Source organism: Heyndrickxia shackletonii (assembly GCF_001420715.1).
In the GTDB taxonomy this organism is placed as follows: domain Bacteria; phylum Bacillota; class Bacilli; order Bacillales; family Bacillaceae_C; genus Margalitia; species Margalitia shackletonii.
On the sequence record NZ_LJJC01000004.1, the window covers coordinates 483,521 to 509,063 of the forward strand.

Here is a 25,543-nt window from a genome sequence, read left to right on the forward strand (position 1 = left end):
CTGAATGAATTCAGTGAAAGTGATAGAAGGAGTGAAACTAGTGACATTACAAGCAGTGAGGAAAACAGAAAATGGTTTTAATGGAACGATAGCTGTACCTGGGGATAAATCGATTTCCCATCGAGCTATAATGCTAGGTGGAATTGCGAAAGGAAAAACGGTGGTGAAAGGATTTTTGCCAGGTGAAGATTGCTTGAGTACGATTGCATGTCTAAGACAGCTTGGGGTAAACATTTTGCAGGAAGGGGATTACGTAGAAATTGATGGGAAAGGTGTGGAGCAATTACGAGAACCTGAAGCTGTGCTTGAGGTTGGAAATTCAGGAACAACCATCCGACTTTTATCGGGTTTGTTGGCAGGTCTGCCCTTATATGCTTGCCTGCAAGGGGATTCTTCCATTGCGAAAAGACCGATGAATCGAATTGTTGAACCATTACGGTTAATGGGTACAAAAATGGATGGACGTCAAGATGGCAAGTATACTCCGCTCACCATTAATGGAGGAGGCTTACATTCTATTGATTATGCAATGCCAATTGCCAGTGCACAAGTTAAATCGGCGATTCTACTTGCGGGGCTTCATGCCACAGGAACGACATCTGTTACGGAGCTTCAAGTCTCAAGAGATCATACTGAACGTATGCTCGAGGCATTTGGTGTAACGGTACATCGAAATGGAAAAAAAGTATCTATTGCTGGGAAACAGAGTCTAACTGCTACAACCATCAATGTACCAGGAGATATTTCATCTGCAGCATTTTTCTTAGCAGCAGGTTCTATCATTCCTAATAGTAATATTACTATTCAAGGAGTTGGGGTAAATCAAACTAGAACGGGGATCATCGATGTATTAGAGAGGATGGGGGCATCCATAACAGTAACAGGGGAGGATGAACAATCCTTCGAGCCATTTGCCGATTTAAAAGTTATCTCTGCCCCTTTAAAAGCAACGGAAATCGCAGGTGAATTGATTCCAAGATTAATCGATGAAATTCCGATTATCGCTCTGGCCGCTACCCAGGCGGAAGGAACGACCATTATTAAGGATGCTGGAGAATTAAAGGTGAAAGAAACCAATCGCATCGATACTGTAGCCAAGGAATTAAATAAAATGGGTGCGCATATTGAAACAACTGCAGATGGGTTAATTATTCATGGTAAAACCCCATTAAAAGGAGCGCACGTAAACAGCCATGGAGATCACCGTATCGGGATGATGCTCGCCATTGCAGGTTGTCTTGCAGATGGAGAAACACTTATAGAAAATAGTGAAGCCATTAAGGTGTCCTATCCAACTTTTTTTGAAACGTTAAGGACGCTTTGTGAGCTGAATTAGAGGTGTTAGTAGGCAGGATCTTCTTTTTTGAATAAAGGGCAGGGTAATTCAATAAAAGTCATCATTATTTTATTTAAGATATTCTCCGGGAATAACCACATTCATTATTTATGCTTTGACTTTTAGTAAGAACTATTTTACGTTATTTTACCTGATTCCGTTTTTAAAGGTTAAGTTTTAAGGAAACTTAACCTATTTTAGCGACTGTTGACTGCCAGATTTTTAGATGTGGTCTAAAGATTGCCGGGTTTGAAAAGATTATACTTATGGGAAGAATAAGCATAATCTCTCTTGTAAACCTTCTAAAACTTCTTTTGGCACTTCCCTAACCTTGATATCCCCACCTAAGAAAAGTAGCCAATTTGTCATTTCTGTCAATTCTTCGGGCTTATAAACATTGATAAAAGTCTTTAAAATGGCTGTCGTTTGGAAAGGATTCGTATAGGAAATGGAAACTTTTAAAGGATGGTATTTTTTGAACTGGGCAATTGCTTTCGGACCAAGTTCAAGGACAAGGTTGCTTACTTCCTCCTGTTTACTCATCTTTTCTAAAATCTTTTTCTTACTTAATCTTTTTTTCGTCGGGTAGGGTTTGACCTCTGTGAGATTATCGACAGAAAAAATTTGCTGCTTTTCTTCCTTTAAGTCAAAGCCTTCAATCAGCCACACGCTTTTTTCACGATAAAGGTGCAAGAGATAAATTGGATAAGACTTTATTACCCCCTCTTCTTCGATGGTAATCAATAAATAGCGGTCCAAAAGAAGGATTTGGATCAGTTTTTCTAACATGGGATGGGGGAGGTCTGACAGATCAAGGAGGTCGGGATTATTGGGGTTAGTCCCTTCAAAAAGCAAGGTTTGATTTAAAAGTACAAGGTCATCTTGCTGGTTCTCTGAGATGAGACCCAGTAATTTTTCAGCCAAAGAATGACGACTCTTTAGATAAGGAAGTTGTTGATTTCTTGTTGCCATAAAGGCAATAAAAAGAGCTTTGACCTCATTATCAGTAAAGCGAACTTCGGGCAAGACAGAGTTGTGCATGACAAAATAACCACCATCCCTACCAACTTCAGCGACAAGTGGCATTCCCATGGCTTCAACTTCTCTGATATCTCTAATAGCTGTCGAACGAGAGATGTTAAATTCTCGCATGATTTCAGATATTGTAAAGTGGGAGCGGTTATTGATATAACGCATGATGACATTAATTCGTTCAACTTTTTTCATTAGGACTCCTAAACAGTATCACTTTTTGACATGATTTAAGGTTATTATATAACTATCAAGTGAAGAAGAAAAGTTCATTTGATAAATTAAAAAGAAGAGGAAGGTTTTGAATATGACAAATTATACTCTTGAAGAAAAAGACAGTTTTACCGTTTTAGGTATTGGTACGGAGATTAAGAGCCATTACACAGACTTTGCAGGCATAAACAAGGAAAAGGCAGATTTCTGGCAGACTGTCAGCCAAGATGGAACGCTTGACACTTTAAAGGCCGTAGCAACAAATGACTACATTTTTGCCGTGAACGAAGCGGTGAATAACAAGATGATGCATTATGCTGGTGTCATGACAGAGGAAACATTACCAGAAGCATCAAGAATTATCGAATTTCCTAAGGGGGAATACCTAGTTGTGAAAGGGGAAGGGAACACGGCGGATGAGTTGAGTAATAAGCTTGCTGGCATTGCCTTTGGTCAAGTCTTGCCGGAAGCAAAGGATTTTGCCTATGTTGGCGGGCCAAATACAACGGTGGAGATGGGTCAGAGAAACGGTGTAGTATTTGGTGAAATGTGGATTCCTGTTGTGAGGAAATAATATGATAAAAGGAGAGACGGAATTGTCCTATATTGTTGATTTTAAAAATGTGTCTACGGTTGGTTTAGAGTCTTCACCTGTAGCAGAAGCGCTTGCTGGTTTACGAGCTAATGAAGCCCGTTACTTTATGAACAAATACAAGCATGAATTTACGATTGTACCAGCTAGCGAGTCGAGCGAGACCCTTGATTATGTGAACCGAATTTTGAAAGAAGAACGTGATATTGAGTTTGCGGCCAAACCTTTAGAAACGTCGCGTTTTCAAGTAGAAAATATCCAATTTTCCTACGTTATTTATGAGGATGGCCTTGTGCTCAACGTCATGTATACGGTTGATGACCCTAAGAAGCGGGCCGTAGGTTTTAAGCTTTCTGAGGGGATGGAGGTACCAAAGGAGTTAGAAGGGAAGTTTAAGTTCGCTAGACAGAAGTCAAAACTAGCTGGAACCATTCGGGGATCGTTTTTCGTAATTAAAGGAGAGTATTAAAGCCTAAGTGAAGGAATCAAGCATTTTTTGTATCAGATTATCCTTTTTCATCATTGAAATTAGTGAAAGCTATTTTCTCGCTTGGTAAAAAATAGCTTTCACTAGCTTGCAAACACAATGGATGCAGACATTTTTCTTGGTAATTTCTACTTTGCTAATAGGCGTTCAGAGGAAAAAAGAGACATATATATATAAAGATCGATAATATGTAATATAGTTTGATAAAAATCATCTTACTTCTAGATTTTTTAGAGGTAAGATGATTTTTTATTGGGTATTATTTAAAAAGTAGAGTGGAAGATAGTCAATGACGGTCTTTTTTAGAGTCCTTTCAAAAAGGTGTGTTAATAATTTTTAGGGTGTAAGTAAAACCGCCTTATTACAGGCGGATACTTACCTCTTACCCTAATTGTGATTGTAGTAATCTTAATACGAAGCTAGTTCCTATTTAAAGTAGTGCTGTACAATTGACATAAAAAATTTAGACTCAAAATTCAACAATTGAATTTATCATAATAGGTTAACCATCTACAAATTAGTCAATCCTTAATGCTTCAATATTCAGCTCAATCTTTACTTCATTTCCAACAATTAATCCACCAGATTCCAAGGGTGAGTTAAATGCCAGGCCAAATTCATTGCGATCGATATAGGCTATTGAATGAAATCCGGCACGGTTTCGACCGCGAGGATCTTTGTTTACTCCTCTAAAAGTAGTTTGAAATATAATGGGCTTTGTAACTCCATGTACAGTTAGATTTCCCGTCATTTCATATTGTTGTTCACTAACTAAAGAGCAACCGGTGCTTTGAAATGTAATACTAGGATACTTTGCAACATCAAAGAAATCAACGCTTTTCAGATGTTCATCGCGCTGTGGTTGGCGAGTTGTGATGCTGTTTGAATCGATGGATGCTTGAACAACTGTTGATGTTAAGTTATCGGGGTCAAAACTTATGTTTGCTTGAAAGTCTCCGAAGAATCCTTTGATTCTATTAATCATTAAATGTGTCACCGAAAATTCGATGGAGCTGTGATCCGGATCAACTGCCCAATTTACTGTACTCATAATTAGATATCGCTCCTTTAATTAAATTTGAGAGAGAGATCACCCTATCTAATGCGGTGTGATATTCCCACTCCAATTTTTATTGAGTGGATGGCAGAAACCTTGCCATTCGTTAAGCCACTCTTAACTCTGACTATACAAAAACGCTACTGACAACGATATGTCAGTAGCGTTTTAATGTTTTTTCTGCTTCCTCACGAATTCGATTTCGGAATGATTCAGGCTCTAAAACAATCACTTCTGCTCCCCATCCAAGCACCCATTGCAGCACTTCCTCCAGCTGATGAACACGTAAGACCACTAGTAAGCCATCTTGATGTTCTTCCATTTCTTCCACGTATGCATTGTTCGATTCCTTCACCTTATCTGCTATGTCATAGTTAAATAGAAGGCGAACTTGCAAGCTCCGATCGTCCGGAGGTGTGTACTCTCTTAAGCTAAAATGGACTGGCAGTTCAAATTGGCTTTCCAGAACAGTAAGCTCTGTCATACGGGATAAGTGAAAATGGCGAATGTCTTGGCGCAAATCACAGTGGGCTACAAGCATCCATGATCCTTGAATGAGAACCAGTCCATAGGGAGCAACTGTACGAACACTATGGCGATTTTTTTCAGCATCTGCAAATCTTTTTACATAATGAAAGTTGATCTTTCGCTTGTCTAATATCGCTCGACGGATCTTTTCGAGATATTCCCTTTCTTTTGATACCGTGACCCGTTTATCAGAAGCGAGCAAGCGCATAGCCTTGCGCACACGAGTTGTTTCATTGCGAACGCTCTCAGGTAGAATGGCTTCGATTTTCCTATGAGCATCTTGAGCCCTAATGCGATAATGATCATCAAATCGTTCTTCGATAAAGTCAGTTCCAATGAGTAAGGTCACGGCTTCTTCTACTGTGAAACTAATGGGTGGCAGGAAATAACCTTCCATCAAGGAATAACCTATCCCGGTAGATCCTACGATTGGTACGCCCGCTTCACTGAGTGCCTGAATGTCACGGTAAATGGTACGCACGCTGGTTTCAAATTGGTTTGCCAAATCTTGCGCCCGTACTATTTCTTTGCCTTGCAACTCTAATACAATAGCTAACAAACGGTCTGTCTTATTCATTGTCTACCTCCTTTGAAACCAAAATTGTAATGGAGACTCAAGAACTCAGGTTCTGTTTAATACAATAAGAATATTACATCATAAATATATTAATTTATAAACACAAGCCGCTCTCGACAAAGGAGTGGCTAGAAACGTTTATGTAGTTTAACCTTACTTAGATCAAGTGTATGAAATTTACATTTTGGGATGAAGTACAGTCTGTGGTAGATTAAGGGGAATTTGCTTCATGAGCTACAATGGCAACTTAGTAAAAGAAGGATTAATTTTGAATTTTGGAGAATAAAATTCCTTAAGGGATAATTTAGGGGGTAAATTGGTGTATAAAGGAGACGAACAAGAGAAACGACAAAACCAAGAGAATAAAAAAAATCCAATGGGTAATTTAGGGGATTCTATAAACCGTTCAAAGGTTGGTGACATAGGGGCTTTAGCCAGAGGTGGCTGTCTAACAAAGATTATCACAGTCGTTATTATTATTGGTGGATTGTTTATCCTTTCACGATGTTCTAATTAAGCTAACGTGGCATTTTAGTTGAACAATCGTCATAGCTTTTTTACAACAATCGGGCCAGATTCGAAATAACGCATTGCGCTAATGATGGGGATTTGACATAATAATTACTAGTTAAAAGGCAGGAATTTACGGGGGTGTGATCATGAATCCAATTCTTCTTGATATACCGGAACAGTTTGAAACCGAACGACTTTTATTGCGGGTGCCTCAGGTTGGCGATGGAGCCATGGTTAACGAGGCAATAAGAGAGTCTTATGAGTTTCTGAATGAGTGGATATGGTCTGACCATATTCCAGATATCGAAGAGACTGAAGTAGGTGCTCGTAAACATCGAGCGAATTTCTTTTTGCGTGACGCATTTCCTTTTTACATACTAGATAAAGTTTCCGGAGAGTTCATTGGTTCTTGCAGTCTAGTAAGGATAGATTGGCATGTAGGCCGCTTTGAAATCAGTTACTGGATTAGGCAATCTGCTTCTAGACACGGGTATATGAGTGAAGCCGTGGACGGATTGACACAATTTGCTTTTGAAAATCTTCAAGCCAATCGCATCGAAATACGGTGTGACTCTAGAAATAGTGCCAGTCGTAGGGTTGCAGAGCGTTGTGGGTATCACTTGGAAGCAATACTTATAAACAATTTCAAAGATCCAGCTGGTGACCTCAGAGATGATTGCATCTACACAAAGGTACGCTTGAAGAATGGTTCATTCGGTTACCCAACGTTACCAAGCAAATGAGTAAATAGGCCGTTTATAAGAACTCTAGGGACGATTTACAATATCGCTGCAACAGACGTTGTAAAACGAATCTTAAGTAAATGGGCGCTTTTCTTTAATAAGAAGGCGTCTTTTTTATATACTCCTATACTAAAGATGTTGAAAATTTTCACTTAAACTAATTATTTTAATGAGATGGTGTTAATACGGCGATAAATGACAATCCACGTGATTGCAAATAATATAGTCAGTAATATAGCTACTGTGTACAGACCTGCTTCAGGTACCATTGTGCCAATCATCACACCCATCAATCCACCCATTGTACCTGAAACAACACCATCTAATACTGCAATTCCATCTTTAAATGGAGAACAAATTATTACACTAATTAAAACTCCCACAATAAAACCGATAATATAAGCTGCATTTTGTTGAGTGTTAAACATAGCACCCAAAATGGTACAAATAGTAATAGTAGAACTCATCCCCAAAGACATCGTTATAGAATGTATAAGACTGCTGTGCTGTTCTATTAATTGACTTAACAGATTTTGATGTTCCCATAGTGTATTTAATATATGTAAGACTAATAGGATGGTAATAACTAAAATGCTTATAGCAAAGATCCATGATATGCTTGAAGTACTCATCATCATATGACCCATTTCATGTTGCAAATAATTTTCCTCCTCTGGACATTATAGTTATAGTGTTTAATCCATTCCTTTTGTAATTGTTGATCTCCCTAAAATATCTATTCCTTAAAATGAAAAATATCCCTTTAGCCTAAATAAATCACTTATCTTTCTAACTAACCTTTTTAGAGTGGAAAAGTATCTGTTTTAAAATATATTTAAAGACTAGTAGTGTCAGTCCAATTTCTTATGAAGAAAGAGGACTGACCTTTTTTATTTGATTGGAGATATCTTTATGCATAGTCATTTTTTGACGCTAGTTTCGTGACAAAAAGTGTTATAACCTTAGTTGAAAGCGCTTTTTTGAATTTCTATACTAGAATCAGAGTTTAGGAAGGGCAGGTGAATACAGGTGAAATTGGATCAGCGATGTATTGAAATTATAGATATTTTGCTTTTGCAGGATGGTTTTATGAATATCGCAAAAATTGCGGAACATGTGGAAACGAGTGAACGTAACGTTCGTTATAGTTTGAGCAAGATTGATTTATTTATGGAAGAAAATCAACTAGCCCCATTAACAAGGCATCCGCGCAAAGGAATATTTCTTGTTGAAAAGAATCGAATCCGACCAATCTTAGCAACTTTTAAACAACGAATGACACCAAAAAAATATCAGTATTCACCAGACGAAGTCCAAAATTTTTTAAAGCTGAAATTGTTAATTTCAGATGTGCCCATTCCAACTTCCTATTTTGAAGAGGTCCTTTTTATTTCACGAACGTCAGTATTAAATCATCTAAGGGCTATTGAGGGGGATATTTTTCTAGAAAACTTATATTTAGCACATAAGAAGCGAAAGGGGCACTATATTTCCGGAGAGATCCTTTCAAAATGCATTATTTTTGCTAAAACCCTGATCCGGAGTATTAATATTAGGGAATTTTATAATTTTATTGAAGATGACAGAATCGTTTCAAAACGCGGAGAACTGTTTTTTTATAATCTTTTTGAATATGAGCATTTGCAAAAGGCTGTAGAAATCAGTCATCGGATGGAAACTAATTTAAATCACGGTCTGGATGATCAATCATATCTGACGCTATTAACCTTACTATTTAAAATTCTTACAGAAGAACAAGGAGAATTTGAGAGTACTTTAGGTACGTTATCCCATATTGATCCTAAATACAAAGACAGCTTAAGGACTCTTCTAAATAGTGTTAAACAACTAGATAGCCAGAAACAAGCAGAAGAAATTGAAGTATTTACAAAAGAACTTTGCAGAAAAATGGGGGAAGCATACCAAGTGGATTTTCTGCAGGGGCATAGTAAATTTTTTGAACAAATTAAAAAGCATGTTGCATTTATGGTAAAGCGGTTGCAGGAAAATGTAATGATTGAAAACCCGATTTTTGACCAATTTATGAAGGCTGATCATGAAATATTTCTTGTAACATCAAAATTTTGCCAAGAATTGGAACCGTTAATTAAAGTTACCGTTACAAATCAAGAAGTCTCTTTTCTAGCCATCTATTTTTCGTCCGAACTACAACGGTATAAAACAAAGCAAAAGAAAAAACCTTCCATTCTGATTGTTTGTGTGGAAGGAACCGCTGTAGCAAGCATGATAGGTGCGCAGATTAAAAGAATGTTTGAATTTGAAAGAATCGAGACTACCCCACTAAGGCGTTTAAATAAGGAAATGATAGAAAAATATGATTATGTGCTGAGCACAGTGAATATCCCAGATATTAGTTCAGAGAAGATCTTGCGCATCAATAGTTATCTTCATATGGACGACATTGAATTACTTCAGAAGCATATACAAATGAAGATGATTGTACAGCCAACTCAGCCGTTAAATAAATTTAGCAAAATAATACAGATAATGATGGATAATGGTCATATTACAAATTTGAGCAAGCTGGAATCTGATTTGCTAGAAGTTCTTACTAATGATTCATATGAAAATCGGAAGGAAGAGGTGCCGGATTTTATTTTTTCTTCAGAAACCATTGTTTATGGAGAAAAGGCAAATACCTGGCGTCAGGCTATTGCGCTTGGGACAAACAACCTGCTTTCGATGAATTGTATAGAATCAAGATATTATGAAAATATCATTAAGAGCATCACGAAGTATGGTCCCTATATGACTGTTGCTCCTGGAGTAGTTTTGGCACACGCAGGTCCTGATGATGGCGTATTAAAAGACAGTTTAGCAGTAACGGTTTTGAACAAAGGGGTTTCTTTTTATGATCGATACAATATTCCAGTACAGGTAATCTTTACAATGGCATTTCATTCAAAGGGAACGCATCTCTTAGTGGAACGGCTGGCTCAATTAGCACTAAATTCGGACAAGGTTCGATTACTTACAGAAGCAAGTTCAAAAGAGGAAATCTATCAGCTTGTTAAAGCAACCATTATATAAAAGGAGAACAAGGATGAACACAGAGCAAATTTCTTTCAAAATTATTTCATTAGCCGGAGATGCTTTCGCGAAGCTGATTGAAGCTTTACGAATGGCGAAAAAAGGTGAGCTTCAACAAGTAGAAACATTAATTAACGAGGCAAAAGAACAAGTAAATGAGGCTCATAATGTACAGACTGACTTAATTGTAAAAGAGGCTCAAGGAGAGAAAGCAGAGTTCTCTGTTTTACTTATTCATGCTCAAGATACTTTAATGAATACGATTTTAACGATGACATTAGTAGAAGAAATGATTGGCATGTATATGGATTTAAAAAAACAAATAGAAAATAAGGGGGAATAAAACATGAATTTTGATAAATTGTATATTTTGTTGGTTTGTAATTTAGGTGCTTCGACTGGAGTTATGGTTACAAAAATGAAAGAGGTCGCATCGAAAAGCGAGAAATTAAAAAAAGTAGATATCCGAATTGAAGCACATCCTGCGGGAGAATTAAGAGAATATATTGAAGACTTTGATGTCATTATGGTGGGGCCGCAAATTAAACATAAATTTGCGGAGCTGAAAAAGCTAGCAGATGAAGCTGGTAAACCAATTCAAATTATCGATACTCAAGATTATGGAATGGTGAACGGTGGGAATATTTTGAAAGATGCTATTATCATGAAAATGCAGTCTACTGCAAAATAGGAGGATGTCTATATGTCGAGAAACGGTAAAAAATCGAAAATGGATGGTTTTATATCCTTTATGGAAAAGCACTTTGAGCCGATAGCAGCAAGGATAGAGAAACAACGACATGTAGCATCCATTAAGAATGGTATGATCGCACTTATTTCGGTATTGATAATCGGCTCTTTTTCTTTAATCATTTCATCCATCGGCAATATGTTTCCTAATGGAACAGCAGTAAAGACCTTCTTTGTTCATTACAATGATATATTGCAATTACCTTTCCAGTTTACATTTGGCTTACTATCGGTTTATTGTGCCATCACGATTTCCTATAATCATGCGAAACAGATGAAGGTTCCTGTTTTACATGGTGTAATAGCTGGGGTATTAGTGACATTAATATTAAATACAAAGATAGTGGATGGAAGCTTAAATACACAGTTTCTTGATTCACGCGGGTTATTTATTGCGATCTTTGCATCATTAATAACGATTGAAGTACTAAATGTATTTATGAAAAATAATATTACCATTCGATTAAAAGGCTTGCCAGAGGGGATTTCCGCTACATTTGAATCGATCATACCGATGGTAGTGGTTTTATTTGGAGCTGTATTACTAAGTGTTGGTGTACAAAGTATGACGAATGGAAAAATCATTCCGGAAGCATTCACAACGATGCTTGCACCTGCAATCAATAGTATTGATACACCATATGCCGTTTTTGTTATTTCGTTTTTAGAAATGTTATTTTGGTTCATTGGATTGAATGGTTATGCGATTTTAATTGGCTTTGTCTTACCATTTATGACCCAGTACCTTGGTCAAAATGCTGCAGCATTTGCAGCTGGGGAACCAATTCCACATGTGTTTGCACCAAATTTTTGGGATTATTTTATGGGATTTTCAGGATCCGGAATTACTGGGGCATTAGTGGTATTAGCATTATTTAGTAGATCTCAGAAAATTAAAGCTGTCGGTAAAGCCTCCGTTGTTCCAGCGATCTTTACTATTTCGGAGCCAGTTGTTTTCGGATTACCAATATGCTTTAATCCGTATTTATTTATCCCATTTGTAATCGGGACACCTATTTTGGCAGCTGTTCAATGGTTTATATTCCACTGGGGTTTAGTACGGCCACCAGTTGTTAATGTTGGAGGAACACCTATACCTTTTGCGCAATATTTGTCCACGATGGACTGGAAAGCGGTTATTCTTGGATTCGCTGTGTTGGCTGCAGCCGTTTGTATGTATTATCCGTTTTTCAAAATGTATGAGCGCAGTGCAATGAAAGAAGAAAGAGTTCTTAATGACAGGGAAAGAGCACATCAAGAGCTTGACCTTGATTTTTAAAATAGAAAGGAAACAACAAAATGAACATAAAAAAGTTTTCTACAGCAGTATCAATGGCTGAAGCAGCTGGTGAACATATTATTGAATTAGTAAAAAAGAAGCCTGAAAGTTTACTATGCTTTGCTGGGGGAGAAACTCCACTTTTGACTTTAAACTATTTAGTAGAAGCTGCTTTAAAAGGGAAAGTGGACTTTGGAAAATGCTCCTTTGTCGGTCTGGATGAGTGGGTCGGTCTTGGCCGTGAGACAAAGGGCAGTTGCAGGCAAACATTGTTTGATTATTTCTTTGACCGTGTTCCGGAATTAACGGATTCGCAAATTTGTTTTTTTGATGGTTTGGCAAATGATTTGGATGCTGAATGTAAAAGAGTAGATGAATTTATAGCCAAACATGGAGTAATAGACTTTATGCTGCTAGGTATTGGCATGAATGGACATCTTGGTTTCAATGAACCAGGTGTACCGACAGATAAGTATTGTCATGTAGTAGATCTTGATTCAGTAACAAAGAAGGTTTCAGTGAAATATTTTGATGAAGAAGTTAATGTATCAAAGGGAATCTCTCTTGGAATAAAACATATTATGGAAGCGACTGAAGTGATGTTAATGGCATATGGAGAAAAGAAAGCAGACATTGTGAAGCGTACAATCGATACAGAACCAACTTCAGATGTTCCTTCCACTCTTGCTAAGAACTCGAAAAATGCGGTTATGTTTATCGATGAAGCAGCTGGAAGCCAACTAAACTAAGGAAAGAAGGACTTAGGCAGATGAAATATATAGATATTCAAGGAAAAAAAGATGGACAAGATATTACCATTAGAGTTTCTAATTTACTGATGGGTTCAGGAGATTTCCTTCGAGCGGATAATATGGATTTTGCTGCTCCAGTATTGGATAAATTTCTTGAAATAGGTGGAAATACATTTGATACAGCTAGACAATATCGCCATAGTGAAAAGGCTTTAGCAGCTTGGATGGAAGCACGAGGAAATAGAGACCGCTTAGTTATTCATACGAAGGCATGTCATCCAACCCGTGAAAATCCTGATGTTGCAAGGGTTAACCCCGAAGCAATTGAAGAGGATCTCCATACTAGCTTAGAAATGCTCGGTACGGATCATGTGGAATTATTTGCTTTGCACCGAGATGATCCTACAAAGGAAGTTGGACCAATTATGGAAAGTCTTCATAAACAGGTGGAAAAAGGATTAGTTTACGCAATCGGTGCTTCTAATTGGGAAACAACAAGAATAATAGAAGCAAATAAATATGCAGCCGAACATGGGTTAACACCGTTTACCTTTAATAGTCCAAATTTAAGTCTCGCTAAAGTGAATCGACCTCGTTGGGAAAATTGCGTATCAGCAAATGATGAGATGATTGCTTGGCATCAAAATACAAAGACACCTCTGTTGTCATGGTCCTCACAAGCAGGAGGGTTCTTCTCTGGTAAATTTGCGCCACATATGAAAGAGAATGTGGAAATGGTAGAGGTTTATTATAGTGAAAATAACTGGGAGAGATATCGCCGTGCAAAAGAGCTGGCAGCTAAAAAAGGGGTAACACCTATTCAGATTTCTCTTGCTTATGTATTACGTCAGACTTTCCCGACAGCAGCGGTAATTGGTCCGGAAAATAGTAACGAATTATTATCTTCTTACGATGCAACGAAGATTTTATTAACAGATGATGAAGTTCGTTGGCTAGATTTAAAGGAATAATTGGATTAGTGCTGAAAAAGGGAAAAATGGTTTGGTTTAATTCGTAATCGTTTCGATTTAAAGAAGGGGATTTTAAGTGAAACAAAAATATAGAAAAAATGGAGGTGCAAAGATGAAAGACATTCGTCATAAGTTTGCCGTGGAATTATATTCATTTAGGCGTGAACTTGAAGCAGACTTCGCTGGAACAATACGAGAGCTGCGAAAAATGGGCTGGGAGGCTGTTCAGATGGACGGACTTCGTGGCAATAGTGCGGAGGATATCGCTGCGGTCCTTCGAGAAACAGGAATGAAGGTAGCAGGTATGCATGTCTCACTTGATCGGATGCTTAATGATACGGACAACGTAGTATACGAGGGATTGTTATTTGGAACAAAGGATATTTTTTGCAACTCGTTACCGGAAGAATTACAGAATGAAGAGGGGTATCGCTATGTGAAACGTTCAATGCTTGACTTAGCTGATCGCCTCAATGGATTAGGCTTTAGAGTAGGTTACCATAACCATGAATTTGAGTTTTTATCAAAGGTTGATAACCGAACGGCATATGATTATTTAATGTTGCCAGAGGGGAATCGTTTTCTTTATCCAGAAGTAGATACTTATTGGGTTCAATATGCTGAAATCAATCCATTATCTGTGATTCAACGCTTTCCGGACAAAATGCCTATTTTACACTTGAAAGATATGAAGGCAGATAAGAAACTAACATATCCTGAATCTCTTGCAGAAATAGGAACGGGCAGCATAGACTTTCTCCCGATTTTAAAATGGGGTGAAGCAAATGGAACGGAATGGTACGTGGTGGAGCAGGATCGTAGTTTTTTAACAGGCGGTATGATGGAAAGCTATCAAATTAGTTTTAATAATTTACTAAAACTTCAGGAACAATTGTAAATCGAATAGATTCACATTTCCACTTTGATTTGAAAGAAGGAACAGTTAAAATGCTAACCTGGAAAAATAATAGAAGACTTGATCTGATTGCAATGGGACGGCTTTGTATCGATTTAAATGCAAACGAGATTAATAGACCGATGGAAGAAACGATGACGTTTACGAAATACGTAGGGGGGTCGCCAGCCAATATTGCGATTGGCACAGCAAGACTTGGACAAAAAACAGGGTTTATAGGAAAAGTAGCAGATGATCAAATGGGTCGTTTTATCATAGATTATTTGAAAAAAAATAATATTGATACTAATAGTGTAACAACAGATCGTACTGGTGCTGTTACCGGACTGGCATTTACAGAGATTAAGAGTCCCGAGGATTGCAGTATTTTAATGTATCGTGACAATGTAGCGGATTTGAAGCTGCATCCTTCCGAAGTAGATGAAGAATATATTAAACAAGCAAAAGCACTTTTAATATCAGGAACAGCACTGGCCAAAAGTCCATCAAGGGAAGCTGTATTTGTTGCACTTGAATATGCCGTGAAACATGATGTTACTGTATTTTTTGACCTAGACTACCGTCCATATACCTGGATTGATGAAGCAGAAACAGCAGTTTATTACAATTTAGCTGCTGAAAAATGCGATTGTTTAATAGGTACACGTGAAGAATTCGATATGATGGAAAAGCTCTTAAATATAACAGAGTCCGACGATCGCTATACTGCATCACGTTGGTTTTCATACCGAGCCGAGCTTGTTGTAATCAAGCATGGCGGAGCAGGTTCAATCGCATATACAAAAGACGGTAGTTCTCACAAAGGGGGCATTTTCCAAACAAACGTCCTAAAAACGTTTGGTGCCGGGGACTCTTATGCATCTGCATTCATCTACGGACTAATGAATGGGAAAACAGTGGAGGAAGCAATGAAGTTGGGGAGTGCGTCGGCATCCATTGTTATTTCACGCCATAGCTGCTCCGAAGCAATGCCAACGGAGGAAGAATTGCTCAACCATATAGATACAGCAGAGTATAAACCATCTTAATATTTGTTCATTTTGTATGGGGAATTATAAAAATATTGAAGAAAACAATCGTTGAATAAACAGCCTTCAATACAGAAAGGGAGAGAACAGAATGATACTAACATCAGTAGAACGATTAAAAAACTATATCGGCGGAGAGTGGGTAGCCTCAGCTTCCGATGAAACGGAAATCGTTAAGAACCCAGCAACAGGTGCAACGATTGCGGAGGTACCTCTTTCAACTAAACAAGATGTAGATTTCGCAGTTCAAGCTGCACAAAAAGCATTTCATACATGGTCTCAGACACCTGTTCCTAAACGTGCCCGTATACTTTTTAAATATCAACAGCTTCTTGTGGATCATTGGGATGAGCTTGCTAAGCTTGTAACGATAGAAAACGGTAAAAGTTATTCAGAAGCATACGGTGAAGTGCTTCGAGGCATTGAATGTGTGGAATTTGCTGCAGGAGCACCGACATTAATGATGGGAAAACAGCTTCCGGATATAGCGACAGGCATCGAGTCGGGTATGTATCGCTATCCAATCGGAGTAGTCGGAGGAATTACGCCATTCAATTTCCCAATGATGGTACCTTGTTGGATGTTCCCGCTTGCGATTGCCTGTGGAAATACATTTGTATTAAAGCCATCAGAGAGGACACCAATTCTTGCAACACGTCTTGCCGAATTATTTGAAGAGGCTGGACTTCCAAAAGGAGTATTAAATATCGTTCATGGTGCACATGATGTGGTAAATGGACTTTTGGAGCATAAACTTGTTAAAGCCATTTCATTTGTAGGGTCTCAGCCAGTAGCGGAATATGTATATAAAACAGGTACTGCAAACTTGAAACGTGTACAAGCACTTTCTGGTGCGAAGAATCACTCTATTGTACTAGGAGATGCAAATCTTGACTTGGCAGCTACACAAATTACAAGTGCAGCTTTCGGATCCGCAGGTGAGCGCTGTATGGCAGCAGCAGTCGTTGCAGTGGAAGAATCTGTTGCTGATGAACTGATTGAAAAACTAAAAAAAGCTGCAGATGAAATCAAAATTGGAAATGGCCTTGAAGAAAATGTTTTTCTTGGACCGGTTATTCGTGATTCTCATAAAGAGCGTACACTTGGTTATATTGAATCTGGGGTTAAGGAAGGCGCAACACTTGTCCGTGATGGACGTAAAGATGAAGCAGTAAATGGCGAGGGTTACTTTATAGGACCGACTATTTTTGATCATGTCACACAAGAAATGAAAATCTGGAAGGAAGAAATATTTGCTCCAGTACTTTCTATCGTCCGTGTAAAAGATTTATCAGAGGCAATTAATGTAGCAAATGCATCACCATTTGCAAATGGGGCATGTCTTTTTACAGATAGTTCGTCCTCTGTTCGTCAATTTCGTGAAACAATTGATGCGGGAATGCTCGGCATTAATCTCGGTGTTCCAGCTCCGATGGCGTTCTTCCCATTTTCAGGATGGAAAGATTCCTTCTATGGTGATTTGCATGCAAATGGCACAGATGGAGTGGAATTTTACACAAGAAAGAAAATGGTTACAGCTCGTTATGTGAAGTAAAGGAACGCAATGTCCAAAAAGGGGAAGAGGAGGGAAGGTTAATTTCCATGCCGCTTCCCTTTCTTACGATTTTTATAGAGAGGAGTTTACATTATGAGTTCTATTCGTTTAACAACCGCACAAGCACTAGTAAAGTTTTTAAATGCACAGTATGTAGAGTTTGATGGTAAACAAAGGCGATTTATAAAAGGAATCTTTACGATATTTGGTCATGGAAATGTAGTTGGTCTTGGTCAAGCTCTTGAAGAAGACGCAGGAGAATTAGAAGTATATCAGGGACGTAATGAGCAGGGAATGGCACATGCAGCAATGGCATTTGCTAAGCAGAAACATCGTAAACAGATTATGGCCTGTACCTCATCCGTCGGTCCTGGAGCAGCTAATATGATTACATCTGCAGCAACTGCAACTGCGAATAATATCCCTGTGCTTTTACTTCCTGGAGATGTATTTGCGACCAGGCAGCCTGATCCTGTGTTACAGCAAATTGAGCAGACTCATGACTTATCTCTTTCTACAAATGATGCATTTCGACCGGTAAGTAAATATTGGGATCGTATCAACCGTCCAGAGCAACTTATGTCTGCCATGTTAAATGCGATGCGCGTATTAACAAATCCTGCTGATACTGGTGCAGTCACGATTGCACTTCCACAGGATGTCCAAGGAGAGGCTTGGGATTACCCGCAAAGCTTTTTCGAAAAGCGTGTTCATCGTATTGAACGTCGTCTTCCTTCTGTTGAAAGTGTAGAGGACGCTGTTAAACTCATTCGTTCGAAGAAAAAGCCATTATTAGTTCTAGGTGGAGGAGTTCGTTATTCCGAAGCGGCAGATGTATTTGTAAAATTTGCCGAAACATTTAATATTCCATTTGGAGAAACACAAGCGGGAAAAAGCGGTGTGGAAAGTAATCATCCTTTGAACCTTGGTGGAATTGGAGTAACAGGTAATTTGGCAGTTAATAAAATTGCAAAAGAAGCGGATTTGATTATTGGTGTCGGCACTCGGTTTACCGATTTTACTACTGCCTCTAAACAATTATTTGGGCAAGCAAGTATTCTTTCCATTAACATTTCTGAATTCCATGCATCCAAACTAGATGCGATGAAAGTAGTTGCCGATGCGAAAAAGGGGATTGAGGAGATTTCATCAGCTTTAGAGGGCTACGTATCAGAGTATAAAGATGAAATAAAGAAAGCAAAGCAAGAATGGAAAAAAGAACTGGATCGTTTATATAGTATCACTTACAGTGACAGCTTCATTCCTGAAATCGCCGGGCATCTAGATGACCAAATAGCTGAATATAACGAGGTCCTTCAAACTGAATTAACACAAACAAGTGTACTCGGAAAGCTGAATGAATGGCTGGATGATCAGGCAATTATAGTTGGTGCAGCAGGAAGTCTGCCAGGCGACTTGCAGCGAATGTGGCTATCTAAATCACGTAACACGTATCATGTAGAGTACGGATATTCGTGCATGGGATATGAAATTGCTGCAGCATTAGGCGCAAAGCTTGCGGAACCAAATAAAGAAGTATACGCGATGACGGGAGATGGAAGCTTCTTGATGTTGCATTCCGAACTTGTTACAAGCTTACAGGAAGGAAAAAAGATTAATGTCATCCTATTTGATAACGCTGGGTTCGGATGCATTAACAATTTGCAGATGGAAAATGGTATGGGGAGTTTTGGGACTGAATTCCGTAAGAGGAACCCGAGAACGGGCAAGCTGGACGGACCAATTATGACTATTAATTATGCCAAAGTAGCAGCAGGCTATGGTGTAAAGACATATACCGTTCATACAATGGCGGAACTTGAATCGGCTATTTTAGATGCAAAACACCAAACAATAAGTACCCTAATTGACATTAGGGTGCTTCCAAAAACAATGACACATGGCTATGATGCATGGTGGCATGTCGGTGTTGCAGAAGAAGCGGTTAAAGAAAGTATAAAATCTGCATTTGAAAACAAACATGAAAATTTGAAGAAAGCGCGTGCCTACTAAAGGAGAACGAATATGACATTAGTAAAAATGAAAGAAATTCTTGCTCATGCGGAAGAGAATAATTACGGTGTGGGAGCATTTAGTGTCGCTAACATGGAAATGGTCATAGGTGCTGTAAGGGCAGCTGAGGAGCTTCGATCACCACTTATTTTACAAATCGCAGAAGTGAGGCTAAAGCACTCCCCGCTCCATTTAATTGGTCCATTGATGGTAGCTGCAGCAAAGAAGGCAAATGTACCTGTGGCGGTCCATTTTGATCATGGATTAACAGCAGGGAAAATCCGTGAAGCGCTTGAAATCGGCTTTTCTTCTATTATGTATGATAGCTCACATCACCCACTAGAAAAAAATATTGCCGAGACAAAAAAAATGGTAAAACTTGCCTGTGGATATGGTGCAACGGTAGAGGCAGAAATCGGTCAAGTTGGAGGCAGTGAAGACGGTTCCGTTGATATGGAAATTTTACTTACGTCTACTGAAGAAGCAAAGCGTTTTGCCCTTGAGACAGAAATTGATGCGTTAGCTATTGCAATCGGTAACGCACATGGCATGTATAAAGGAAAGCCACAATTGCGGATGGATCGTTTATCTGAAATTAATGACGTAGTAAGTATTCCACTTGTCCTACATGGAGGATCGGGAATTTCGGAGGAAGACTTTAGAGCTTGTATCAAATATGGAATACGCAAAATTAATGTGGCGACGGCGACTTTCAATCATGTTGTTCAAATGGTAAACGGACAGGCTCCTTTTAATCAATATTTTTCTTATCATGAAAGTGTCATAGAAGCTGCAACAGAAAATATAAAACGCCACATGCATATGTTTGAAAGTGTAGGACGAGTTTAAGGAGGAAAAATGTATGTATGAAAAACTTCAAGATTTAAAGGAAGGCTATACGACGATAACAGAAATGGGCGGGAAGCATAGTGATATGCTGCAGGATATCGGTATTTATGCAATCCAAAAGGGCAAAACAGAAGCACTTATTGATAAAAGCAAAGAAACAGCCATTCTCCTTCTTGAAGGGGAAATACGCCTAGAATGGAATGGCATATCAAAAGAAATAAAACGCAATAATGTCTTTGAAGAGGATCCATGGTGCCTGCATGTTCCAAAAGGTACTAATGTAAAAATCTTTGCACTTGCTGCCAGTGAAGTGCTTGTTCAAAAAACGGATAATGAACGCTCGTTTGATGCTAAGTTATATACACCTGAGGACTGTGAAAGCACTAATGCAGGGGAAGGTCTATGGAATGGAACGGCAGAGCGGGTGATTCGAACCATATTTGATTATAACAATGCTCCTTATTCCAATCTTGTTATAGGTGAAGTAATCTCCTATCCAGGACGTTGGTCCAGTTATCCGCCGCATCATCATGATCAGCCAGAAGTATATTATTATCGCTTTGATAAACCACAAGGCTTTGGATGTGCGATGGTTGGACCTGAGGCATATCGTATCGAGAACAATAGCTTTATTACAATCCCTGGTAAACTCGATCATCCTCAGGCAACAGCTCCTGGATACGCGATGTACTTCTGTTGGATGATTAGACATCTTAATAACAACCCGTGGACAGATCGAATTATGGAAGAAGATCATAAATGGTTGCTTGAGCCAAACGCAAAAATTTGGCCAGACGAGTAAAAATATAAGGTTCACATAATAGTGAAAGAAATCGACAGCAAGTCGATTTCTTTTCATTCAACTTTTAAGCTGAATCAATTTGTCCGCCATCTATAAGTTTTTCCCTGGTCCCTATGTATATAGCACCTAAAACGCTCAAAATTCCAATAGATTGATTCCAACCAAATGGCTCTTTAAGGAACACTATTCCTACCAATGCTGCAGTAATTGGGATGAATCCTGTAAAAATCCCAGCAATATTTGCCTTTATATTGGCGACGCCGCGATACCATAGAACAAATGATAGGATGCTCGCAGTTAATGCGTAATATATGATCAGGAACCACACTGACAATGATAGATTCATAAAGTTAAAGGTGACAGCCTCCTTTATTGCAAAAGGCAGAAATAATAAAAAACCAATGATATTAACCCCTGTAGACAGTTGAATTGGTGAGAGTATAGCAGAGAGTTTTTTTGCAAAAATCGTAAACAAGGCTTCCGAAATAACAGCTCCAAATACAAGGAAATTTCCGAGTAATAATGAATTGCTTTCTGAATTTAATGAGGGTGCTTGAAAAGTAATAACAGCTATTCCAAATATAGAGAGACAGATAGAGAATGCTTGGGAGATGGATAGCCTTTCCTTTAAAATGAAAAATGATAAAATCGCAATGATGGCAGGGACGGTACTTGTGATAATTCCCGCTGCAGTAGCGGAAGTATAGCGAACCCCATACAACATCAATACACTAAACAAAAAAACGCCAAAAAATGATTGCAAAAATAAAAATCCCCAGTGGCGTTTTTGAAGTTGTTGTACCTTCTTTGGTCGGCTAATTACTAACATTGGTATTAAAAATAGTAGAGCAATGAAGAATCTCATTTCTGAAAAAAGAAAGATTGGGACATGTTCAACAATTAATTTTCCTACAGCAACATTTGCGCCAACAAAAGCCATTGATAAAGCGAGTTGCAAATAGGCTAACTTCATACTAGTCTACCTCTATTCACTAAATTTGGTATTTCTCAATTACTTCATCAATTATATGCAAACCCAGATATTACCTATAATCTTTTATTATAAAATACTTTGTGATATGAGAAAACCACGAGCTTAGCGTGGGGGCATGCATTTATACTATCCGGCTTACATATAAGCTTGTTCTTTTCCCATAACGACCCAGAAATAGTGAAATCAATCGGTAATCGTAAACTTGATATTTAATATTCTTTTATATACTATACAACACCAAAAACAGCAAATCCTGCAAATAAAGGGTTTGCTGCTTTTTTAAGGTTCATGTAAGGTTGACATTAAAATCATGTAAGGTCCGGTGACTATAATTGTATTTGTAGTCAATCAAGGAGGCTTACACAATGAAAACAATTTTACATGCAAAAAATGTTCAAAAAATATATGGGTCTAAAGGAAATCAATATAAAGCATTGGAAGATATAAATTTGGAAATTACAGAAGGCGAATTTATTGGAATTATGGGTCCTTCGGGAGCAGGAAAATCGACCTTGCTGAATATTTTATCGACGATTGATACTCCTACATCGGGAGAAATTATCATTGCAGACCAAAATATCGTCACCATGAACGAGGAATCATTATCCGATTTTCGCCGGAATAAACTTGGATTTATTTTTCAAGATTATAATCTGCTCGATACATTAACGGTTAAGGAAAATATCTTACTCCCATTGGCATTATCAAAAGTACCTGCAAATGAGATTAAAAAACGAGTCGAGGAAATCGCTGATACCTTTGGTATTCGGGAGATTCTGAATAAATATCCTTATCATATCTCCGGGGGCCAAAAGCAGAGAACCGCTGCATCTCGCGCAATTGTTACAAACCCAAGCTTAATTCTAGCGGACGAGCCAACAGGTGCTTTGGATTCAAAATCCGCCGAAAGTTTACTGGAAAGCTTAACAGCACTGAACGAACAGAATCAGTCAACCATTATGATGGTTACACATGATGCGTTTGCGGCAAGCTTTTGTAAACGAATTTTATTTATTAAGGATGGCAGGATTTTTGCGGAAATCCATAAACTGCAGCAATCTCGCCAGGAATTCTTTCAAAAAATATTGGATGTCCTCGCCTCTCTTGGGGGTGGGCGTTAAATGACACTATTTAGCATTGCCAAAAAAAATATTAGAAAAAATTTTAAGAATTATTTTCTATATATAGCTTCCATGGTATTCAGTATTGTAATTTATTTTACATTTGTTTCATTAAAATATGATCAAACGATTCAAGCTACTACTGATTCTTCTACAAAAATAAGTTCCGCTTTTAATGCAGCTTCAGTTGTTTTGATTATTTTTGTGGCTATTTTTATTTGGTATTCCAATTCATTCTTTACAAAGAAGCGCAAAAAAGAAATTGGTCTATATTCTTTATTAGGTGTCCGGAAAAAACAAATTGGCCAGATGTTATTTTATGAAAATTTTATCATGGGGATTTTAGCCCTTATCATCGGGATAATTTTAGGTTCCATATTATCTAAGTTCTTTGTAGTACTTTTAATGAAGGTTATGGGATATGATGCCATCAGTAATTTTGCTATTTCTTTTGCTGCGGTGATGAATACAGTTATTGTGTTTATCCTTATTACGGCTATTACTTCGATTCATGGATATCGATTAATCTACCGATTTAAATTAATTGAACTATTCAAAGCTGAAAAAGAAGGAGAAAAACAGTCAAAAGCATCTTTTATTATCGCGATTTTTTCCGTGCTATTAGTTGGAATTGGTTACTGGCTCGCACTTCAAAATTTATTGGAGTCTGAAATTTGGAGAAAAATGGGCTTCATGATCACCCCTCTAGTCATACTAATAACGGTTATTCTCGGTACTTATTTATTATTGAGTACATTAACTGTTTATCTATTAAAGATTTTAAGAAAAAATAAAGGCCATTTTTGGAATGGGATTAACATTATCAGTACTTCGCAACTTCTCTATCGAATAAAAGGAAATGCGCGTACGTTGACCATTATCGCAGTCCTAAGTGCAACAACACTAACGGCTGTAGGGGCAGCTTATAGTTTTTATTTTAACAATAGAAGTAATGCAGAAACTGCGAATCCAAATAGTATGATGTTTGTCGCCAAAGATACAAACATTTCCAATAAAATACATGACCTAATTTCTCACGATAAAAGTCACAGCATTGAATATCACGAGATAATCCCAACACTTCAATTGGATGTTGATATTACGAATTTGCATAGTAAAATCTCTGGTGATCAGGTGGAATATACTATTATTGCAAATAAGACTTATAACAAATTAGTAAAAGATCAGAAAAAGAATGATTCTCTTTCACTGAAAGGAAAGGATGCAGCGGCATTAGATGCATCTTATTTTGAAGGTTTATCACCAAAGTATGTAGGGTCAACTATTTCATTGAAGGTGAAAGACCTTAGTGAAAACGTAACCTTTAAAAAGTTGAAAAAATATAATGTCCTCAATCTTCATACAGCTAACACAACCGTTGTTGTTAGTGATGAGTTGTTTTCTAAATTAGCGAATAAAGCAAATCTAGTAAACATGGAAGCTTACGGAATGACTAATGCTGATCACGCAAATAAATTAACGAAGGATATTCAGTCCATTTTACCAGAGGATGCAAATTTCTCCAGCTTCTATAACGATTATGCACGGGGAATGGAATCAACAGGGCTAATTATTTTTATCGGTGGGTTCCTTGGTTTAGTGTTCCTTGCAGCAACTGGAAGCATTATTTATTTCAAACAGCTAACAGAAGCAAACTTAGATGTAGAGAGATATGATATATTACACAAAATCGGTGTGAAGAAAAAGGAAGTAAAAAGATCTATTGCGAAACAAGTCTTGTTTATTTTTGCATTGCCATTAATTGTAGGAATTGCTCACAGTGTGGTTGCCTTAACTGCTTTATCAAGATTAATGCAAACAAATTTGGTCATCCCCGTGTTGATATGTATAGCCGTTTACGTTTGTATATACATTGCTTATTATTTTTTAACCGTGAATACGTACTATAAAATCGTGACGAAATCAAATAGATAGTAATAGAAAGGGTAGAGTGTAATGAAAAAAATAATCACATCATTAGTTGTTATAGTCGTCATCATCTTTGGCGGACTTATTTTTCTGCAAAAAGTAAATTTCAATAGATTAGGTGCGGACGAATATTATGTACAAATAAACGATCAAGGAAAAAAGGTGGAAAGTAAAGCGGATAATGGAGAGAAATATGTACAATATGAGTATACCCTGCTAGCCTTTGATAAAGACGGGAAACAAAAAACATTTAGTTTCTCTGCTCAAAAGCAGCTTCGCGAAAATGCCTATCTCCGTTTATACGTGAAAGATAAAAAAGGAGTCACATCCTTTCAGGAAGTGAAAAAAGAGGAGCTTCCTCAAAAGGTAAGGGAAAAGTTGAAATAATTTTAACTGTAAAGGAATCCTTATTAAAATGGGTTCCTTTTTATTATAATAAGGGTACAAACTTGGAG

At 37.8% G+C, this 25,543-nt stretch carries 25 protein-coding genes; 20 read left to right on the forward strand and 5 right to left on the reverse strand.

The window, feature by feature from the left end:
* Positions 1-40: 40 nt before the first annotated feature.
* Entirely contained in the window at positions 41-1,336 is a 1,296-nt protein-coding gene (gene aroA, locus AN964_RS02465; RefSeq protein ID WP_437177096.1) for a 3-phosphoshikimate 1-carboxyvinyltransferase, read from the forward strand.
* A 264-nt stretch (positions 1,337-1,600) separates the two neighbouring features.
* Here aroA and AN964_RS02470 read toward each other — a convergent pair whose 3' ends face one another.
* Entirely contained in the window at positions 1,601-2,563 is a 963-nt protein-coding gene (locus tag AN964_RS02470) for a helix-turn-helix transcriptional regulator (protein ID WP_055738202.1), read from the reverse strand.
* Between the two features lie 112 nt (positions 2,564-2,675).
* Between AN964_RS02470 and AN964_RS02475 the strand changes: the two genes are divergently transcribed.
* The gene (locus AN964_RS02475) at positions 2,676-3,155 is read left to right on the forward strand and encodes a GyrI-like domain-containing protein (protein ID WP_055738203.1); all 480 of its coding nucleotides are present in this window, start codon (positions 2,676-2,678) and stop codon (positions 3,153-3,155) included.
* Between the two features lie 22 nt (positions 3,156-3,177).
* Positions 3,178-3,642, forward strand: a complete 465-nt coding sequence (locus AN964_RS02480; protein ID WP_055741105.1) for a DUF8821 family protein — start codon at positions 3,178-3,180, stop codon at positions 3,640-3,642.
* A 535-nt stretch (positions 3,643-4,177) separates the two neighbouring features.
* Here AN964_RS02480 and AN964_RS02485 read toward each other — a convergent pair.
* Together AN964_RS02485 and AN964_RS02490 are read right to left on the reverse strand one after the other, a co-directional pair.
* On the reverse strand, positions 4,178-4,711 hold the full coding sequence (locus AN964_RS02485) for a YceI family protein (RefSeq protein WP_055738204.1): 534 nt from the start codon (positions 4,709-4,711) through the stop codon (positions 4,178-4,180).
* 163 nt (positions 4,712-4,874) lie between these two features.
* On the reverse strand, positions 4,875-5,822 hold the full coding sequence (locus AN964_RS02490; protein WP_055738205.1) for a helix-turn-helix transcriptional regulator: 948 nt from the start codon (positions 5,820-5,822) through the stop codon (positions 4,875-4,877).
* 319 nt (positions 5,823-6,141) lie between these two features.
* Between AN964_RS02490 and AN964_RS02495 the strand changes: the two genes are divergently transcribed.
* Together AN964_RS02495 and AN964_RS02500 are read left to right on the forward strand one after the other, a co-directional pair.
* Entirely contained in the window at positions 6,142-6,339 is a 198-nt protein-coding gene (locus AN964_RS02495; RefSeq protein ID WP_055738206.1) for a DUF6366 family protein, read from the forward strand.
* A 142-nt stretch (positions 6,340-6,481) separates the two neighbouring features.
* Positions 6,482-7,078: a GNAT family N-acetyltransferase gene (locus AN964_RS02500; protein WP_055738207.1), complete on the forward strand. Its 597-nt coding sequence runs from the start codon at positions 6,482-6,484 to the stop codon at positions 7,076-7,078.
* A 161-nt stretch (positions 7,079-7,239) separates the two neighbouring features.
* On the opposite strand, the gene AN964_RS26615 is transcribed toward AN964_RS02500, so the two are convergent.
* Positions 7,240-7,737, reverse strand: coding sequence for a hypothetical protein (locus AN964_RS26615; RefSeq protein ID WP_055738208.1), 498 nt, complete (start codon positions 7,735-7,737; stop codon positions 7,240-7,242).
* 370 nt (positions 7,738-8,107) lie between these two features.
* Here AN964_RS26615 and AN964_RS02510 point away from each other — a divergent pair, with 370 nt between their 5' ends.
* The 12 genes from AN964_RS02510 (at position 8,108) to AN964_RS02565 (ending at position 21,044) form a co-directional block, all read left to right on the forward strand.
* Positions 8,108-10,129, forward strand: a complete 2,022-nt coding sequence (locus AN964_RS02510; RefSeq protein WP_055738209.1) for a BglG family transcription antiterminator — start codon at positions 8,108-8,110, stop codon at positions 10,127-10,129.
* Between the two features lie 13 nt (positions 10,130-10,142).
* On the forward strand, positions 10,143-10,472 hold the full coding sequence (locus AN964_RS02515) for a PTS sugar transporter subunit IIA (RefSeq protein WP_055738210.1): 330 nt from the start codon (positions 10,143-10,145) through the stop codon (positions 10,470-10,472).
* A gap of 3 nt (positions 10,473-10,475) precedes the next feature.
* Positions 10,476-10,820, forward strand: coding sequence for a PTS sugar transporter subunit IIB (locus AN964_RS02520; RefSeq protein ID WP_055738211.1), 345 nt, complete (start codon positions 10,476-10,478; stop codon positions 10,818-10,820).
* Positions 10,821-10,832: 12 nt separating this feature from the next.
* Positions 10,833-12,158, forward strand: coding sequence for a PTS sugar transporter subunit IIC (locus AN964_RS02525; RefSeq protein ID WP_055738212.1), 1,326 nt, complete (start codon positions 10,833-10,835; stop codon positions 12,156-12,158).
* A gap of 20 nt (positions 12,159-12,178) precedes the next feature.
* A complete protein-coding gene (locus tag AN964_RS02530) occupies positions 12,179-12,907 on the forward strand; it encodes a glucosamine-6-phosphate deaminase (RefSeq protein ID WP_055738213.1) in 729 nt (242 codons plus the stop codon).
* A gap of 20 nt (positions 12,908-12,927) precedes the next feature.
* On the forward strand, positions 12,928-13,881 hold the full coding sequence (locus tag AN964_RS02535) for an aldo/keto reductase (RefSeq protein ID WP_055738214.1): 954 nt from the start codon (positions 12,928-12,930) through the stop codon (positions 13,879-13,881).
* Between the two features lie 112 nt (positions 13,882-13,993).
* Positions 13,994-14,779, forward strand: coding sequence for a sugar phosphate isomerase/epimerase family protein (locus AN964_RS02540; RefSeq protein WP_205603451.1), 786 nt, complete (start codon positions 13,994-13,996; stop codon positions 14,777-14,779).
* A gap of 50 nt (positions 14,780-14,829) precedes the next feature.
* Positions 14,830-15,825, forward strand: coding sequence for a 5-dehydro-2-deoxygluconokinase (gene iolC, locus AN964_RS02545; protein ID WP_055738215.1), 996 nt, complete (start codon positions 14,830-14,832; stop codon positions 15,823-15,825).
* A gap of 91 nt (positions 15,826-15,916) precedes the next feature.
* Positions 15,917-17,380, forward strand: coding sequence for a CoA-acylating methylmalonate-semialdehyde dehydrogenase (locus AN964_RS02550; RefSeq protein ID WP_055738216.1), 1,464 nt, complete (start codon positions 15,917-15,919; stop codon positions 17,378-17,380).
* Between the two features lie 93 nt (positions 17,381-17,473).
* Entirely contained in the window at positions 17,474-19,393 is a 1,920-nt protein-coding gene (gene iolD, locus AN964_RS02555; RefSeq protein WP_055738217.1) for a 3D-(3,5/4)-trihydroxycyclohexane-1,2-dione acylhydrolase (decyclizing), read from the forward strand.
* A 12-nt stretch (positions 19,394-19,405) separates the two neighbouring features.
* The gene (locus tag AN964_RS02560) at positions 19,406-20,242 is read left to right on the forward strand and encodes a class II fructose-bisphosphate aldolase (RefSeq protein WP_055738218.1); all 837 of its coding nucleotides are present in this window, start codon (positions 19,406-19,408) and stop codon (positions 20,240-20,242) included.
* A 13-nt stretch (positions 20,243-20,255) separates the two neighbouring features.
* Positions 20,256-21,044 carry a 5-deoxy-glucuronate isomerase gene (locus AN964_RS02565; protein WP_055738219.1) on the forward strand — a complete coding sequence of 263 codons (789 nt, stop codon included), beginning with the start codon at positions 20,256-20,258 and terminating at the stop codon, positions 21,042-21,044.
* 64 nt (positions 21,045-21,108) lie between these two features.
* Here AN964_RS02565 and AN964_RS02570 read toward each other — a convergent pair whose 3' ends face one another.
* Complete coding sequence (locus AN964_RS02570) at positions 21,109-22,017, reverse strand: DMT family transporter (protein WP_055738220.1); 909 nt, start codon at positions 22,015-22,017, stop codon at positions 21,109-21,111.
* Between the two features lie 386 nt (positions 22,018-22,403).
* On the opposite strand from AN964_RS02570, the gene AN964_RS02575 reads away from it, so the two are divergent.
* From AN964_RS02575 to AN964_RS02585, 3 genes are read left to right on the forward strand one after another with little or no spacing between them, the layout of a single operon-like run.
* Positions 22,404-23,159, forward strand: a complete 756-nt coding sequence (locus AN964_RS02575) for an ABC transporter ATP-binding protein (protein WP_055738221.1) — start codon at positions 22,404-22,406, stop codon at positions 23,157-23,159.
* Complete coding sequence (locus AN964_RS02580) at positions 23,160-25,094, forward strand: ABC transporter permease (RefSeq protein ID WP_055738222.1); 1,935 nt, start codon at positions 23,160-23,162, stop codon at positions 25,092-25,094.
* Positions 25,095-25,115: 21 nt separating this feature from the next.
* Positions 25,116-25,475: a YxeA family protein gene (locus tag AN964_RS02585; RefSeq protein ID WP_055738223.1), complete on the forward strand. Its 360-nt coding sequence runs from the start codon at positions 25,116-25,118 to the stop codon at positions 25,473-25,475.
* The last annotated feature ends 68 nt before the right edge of the window (positions 25,476-25,543 follow it).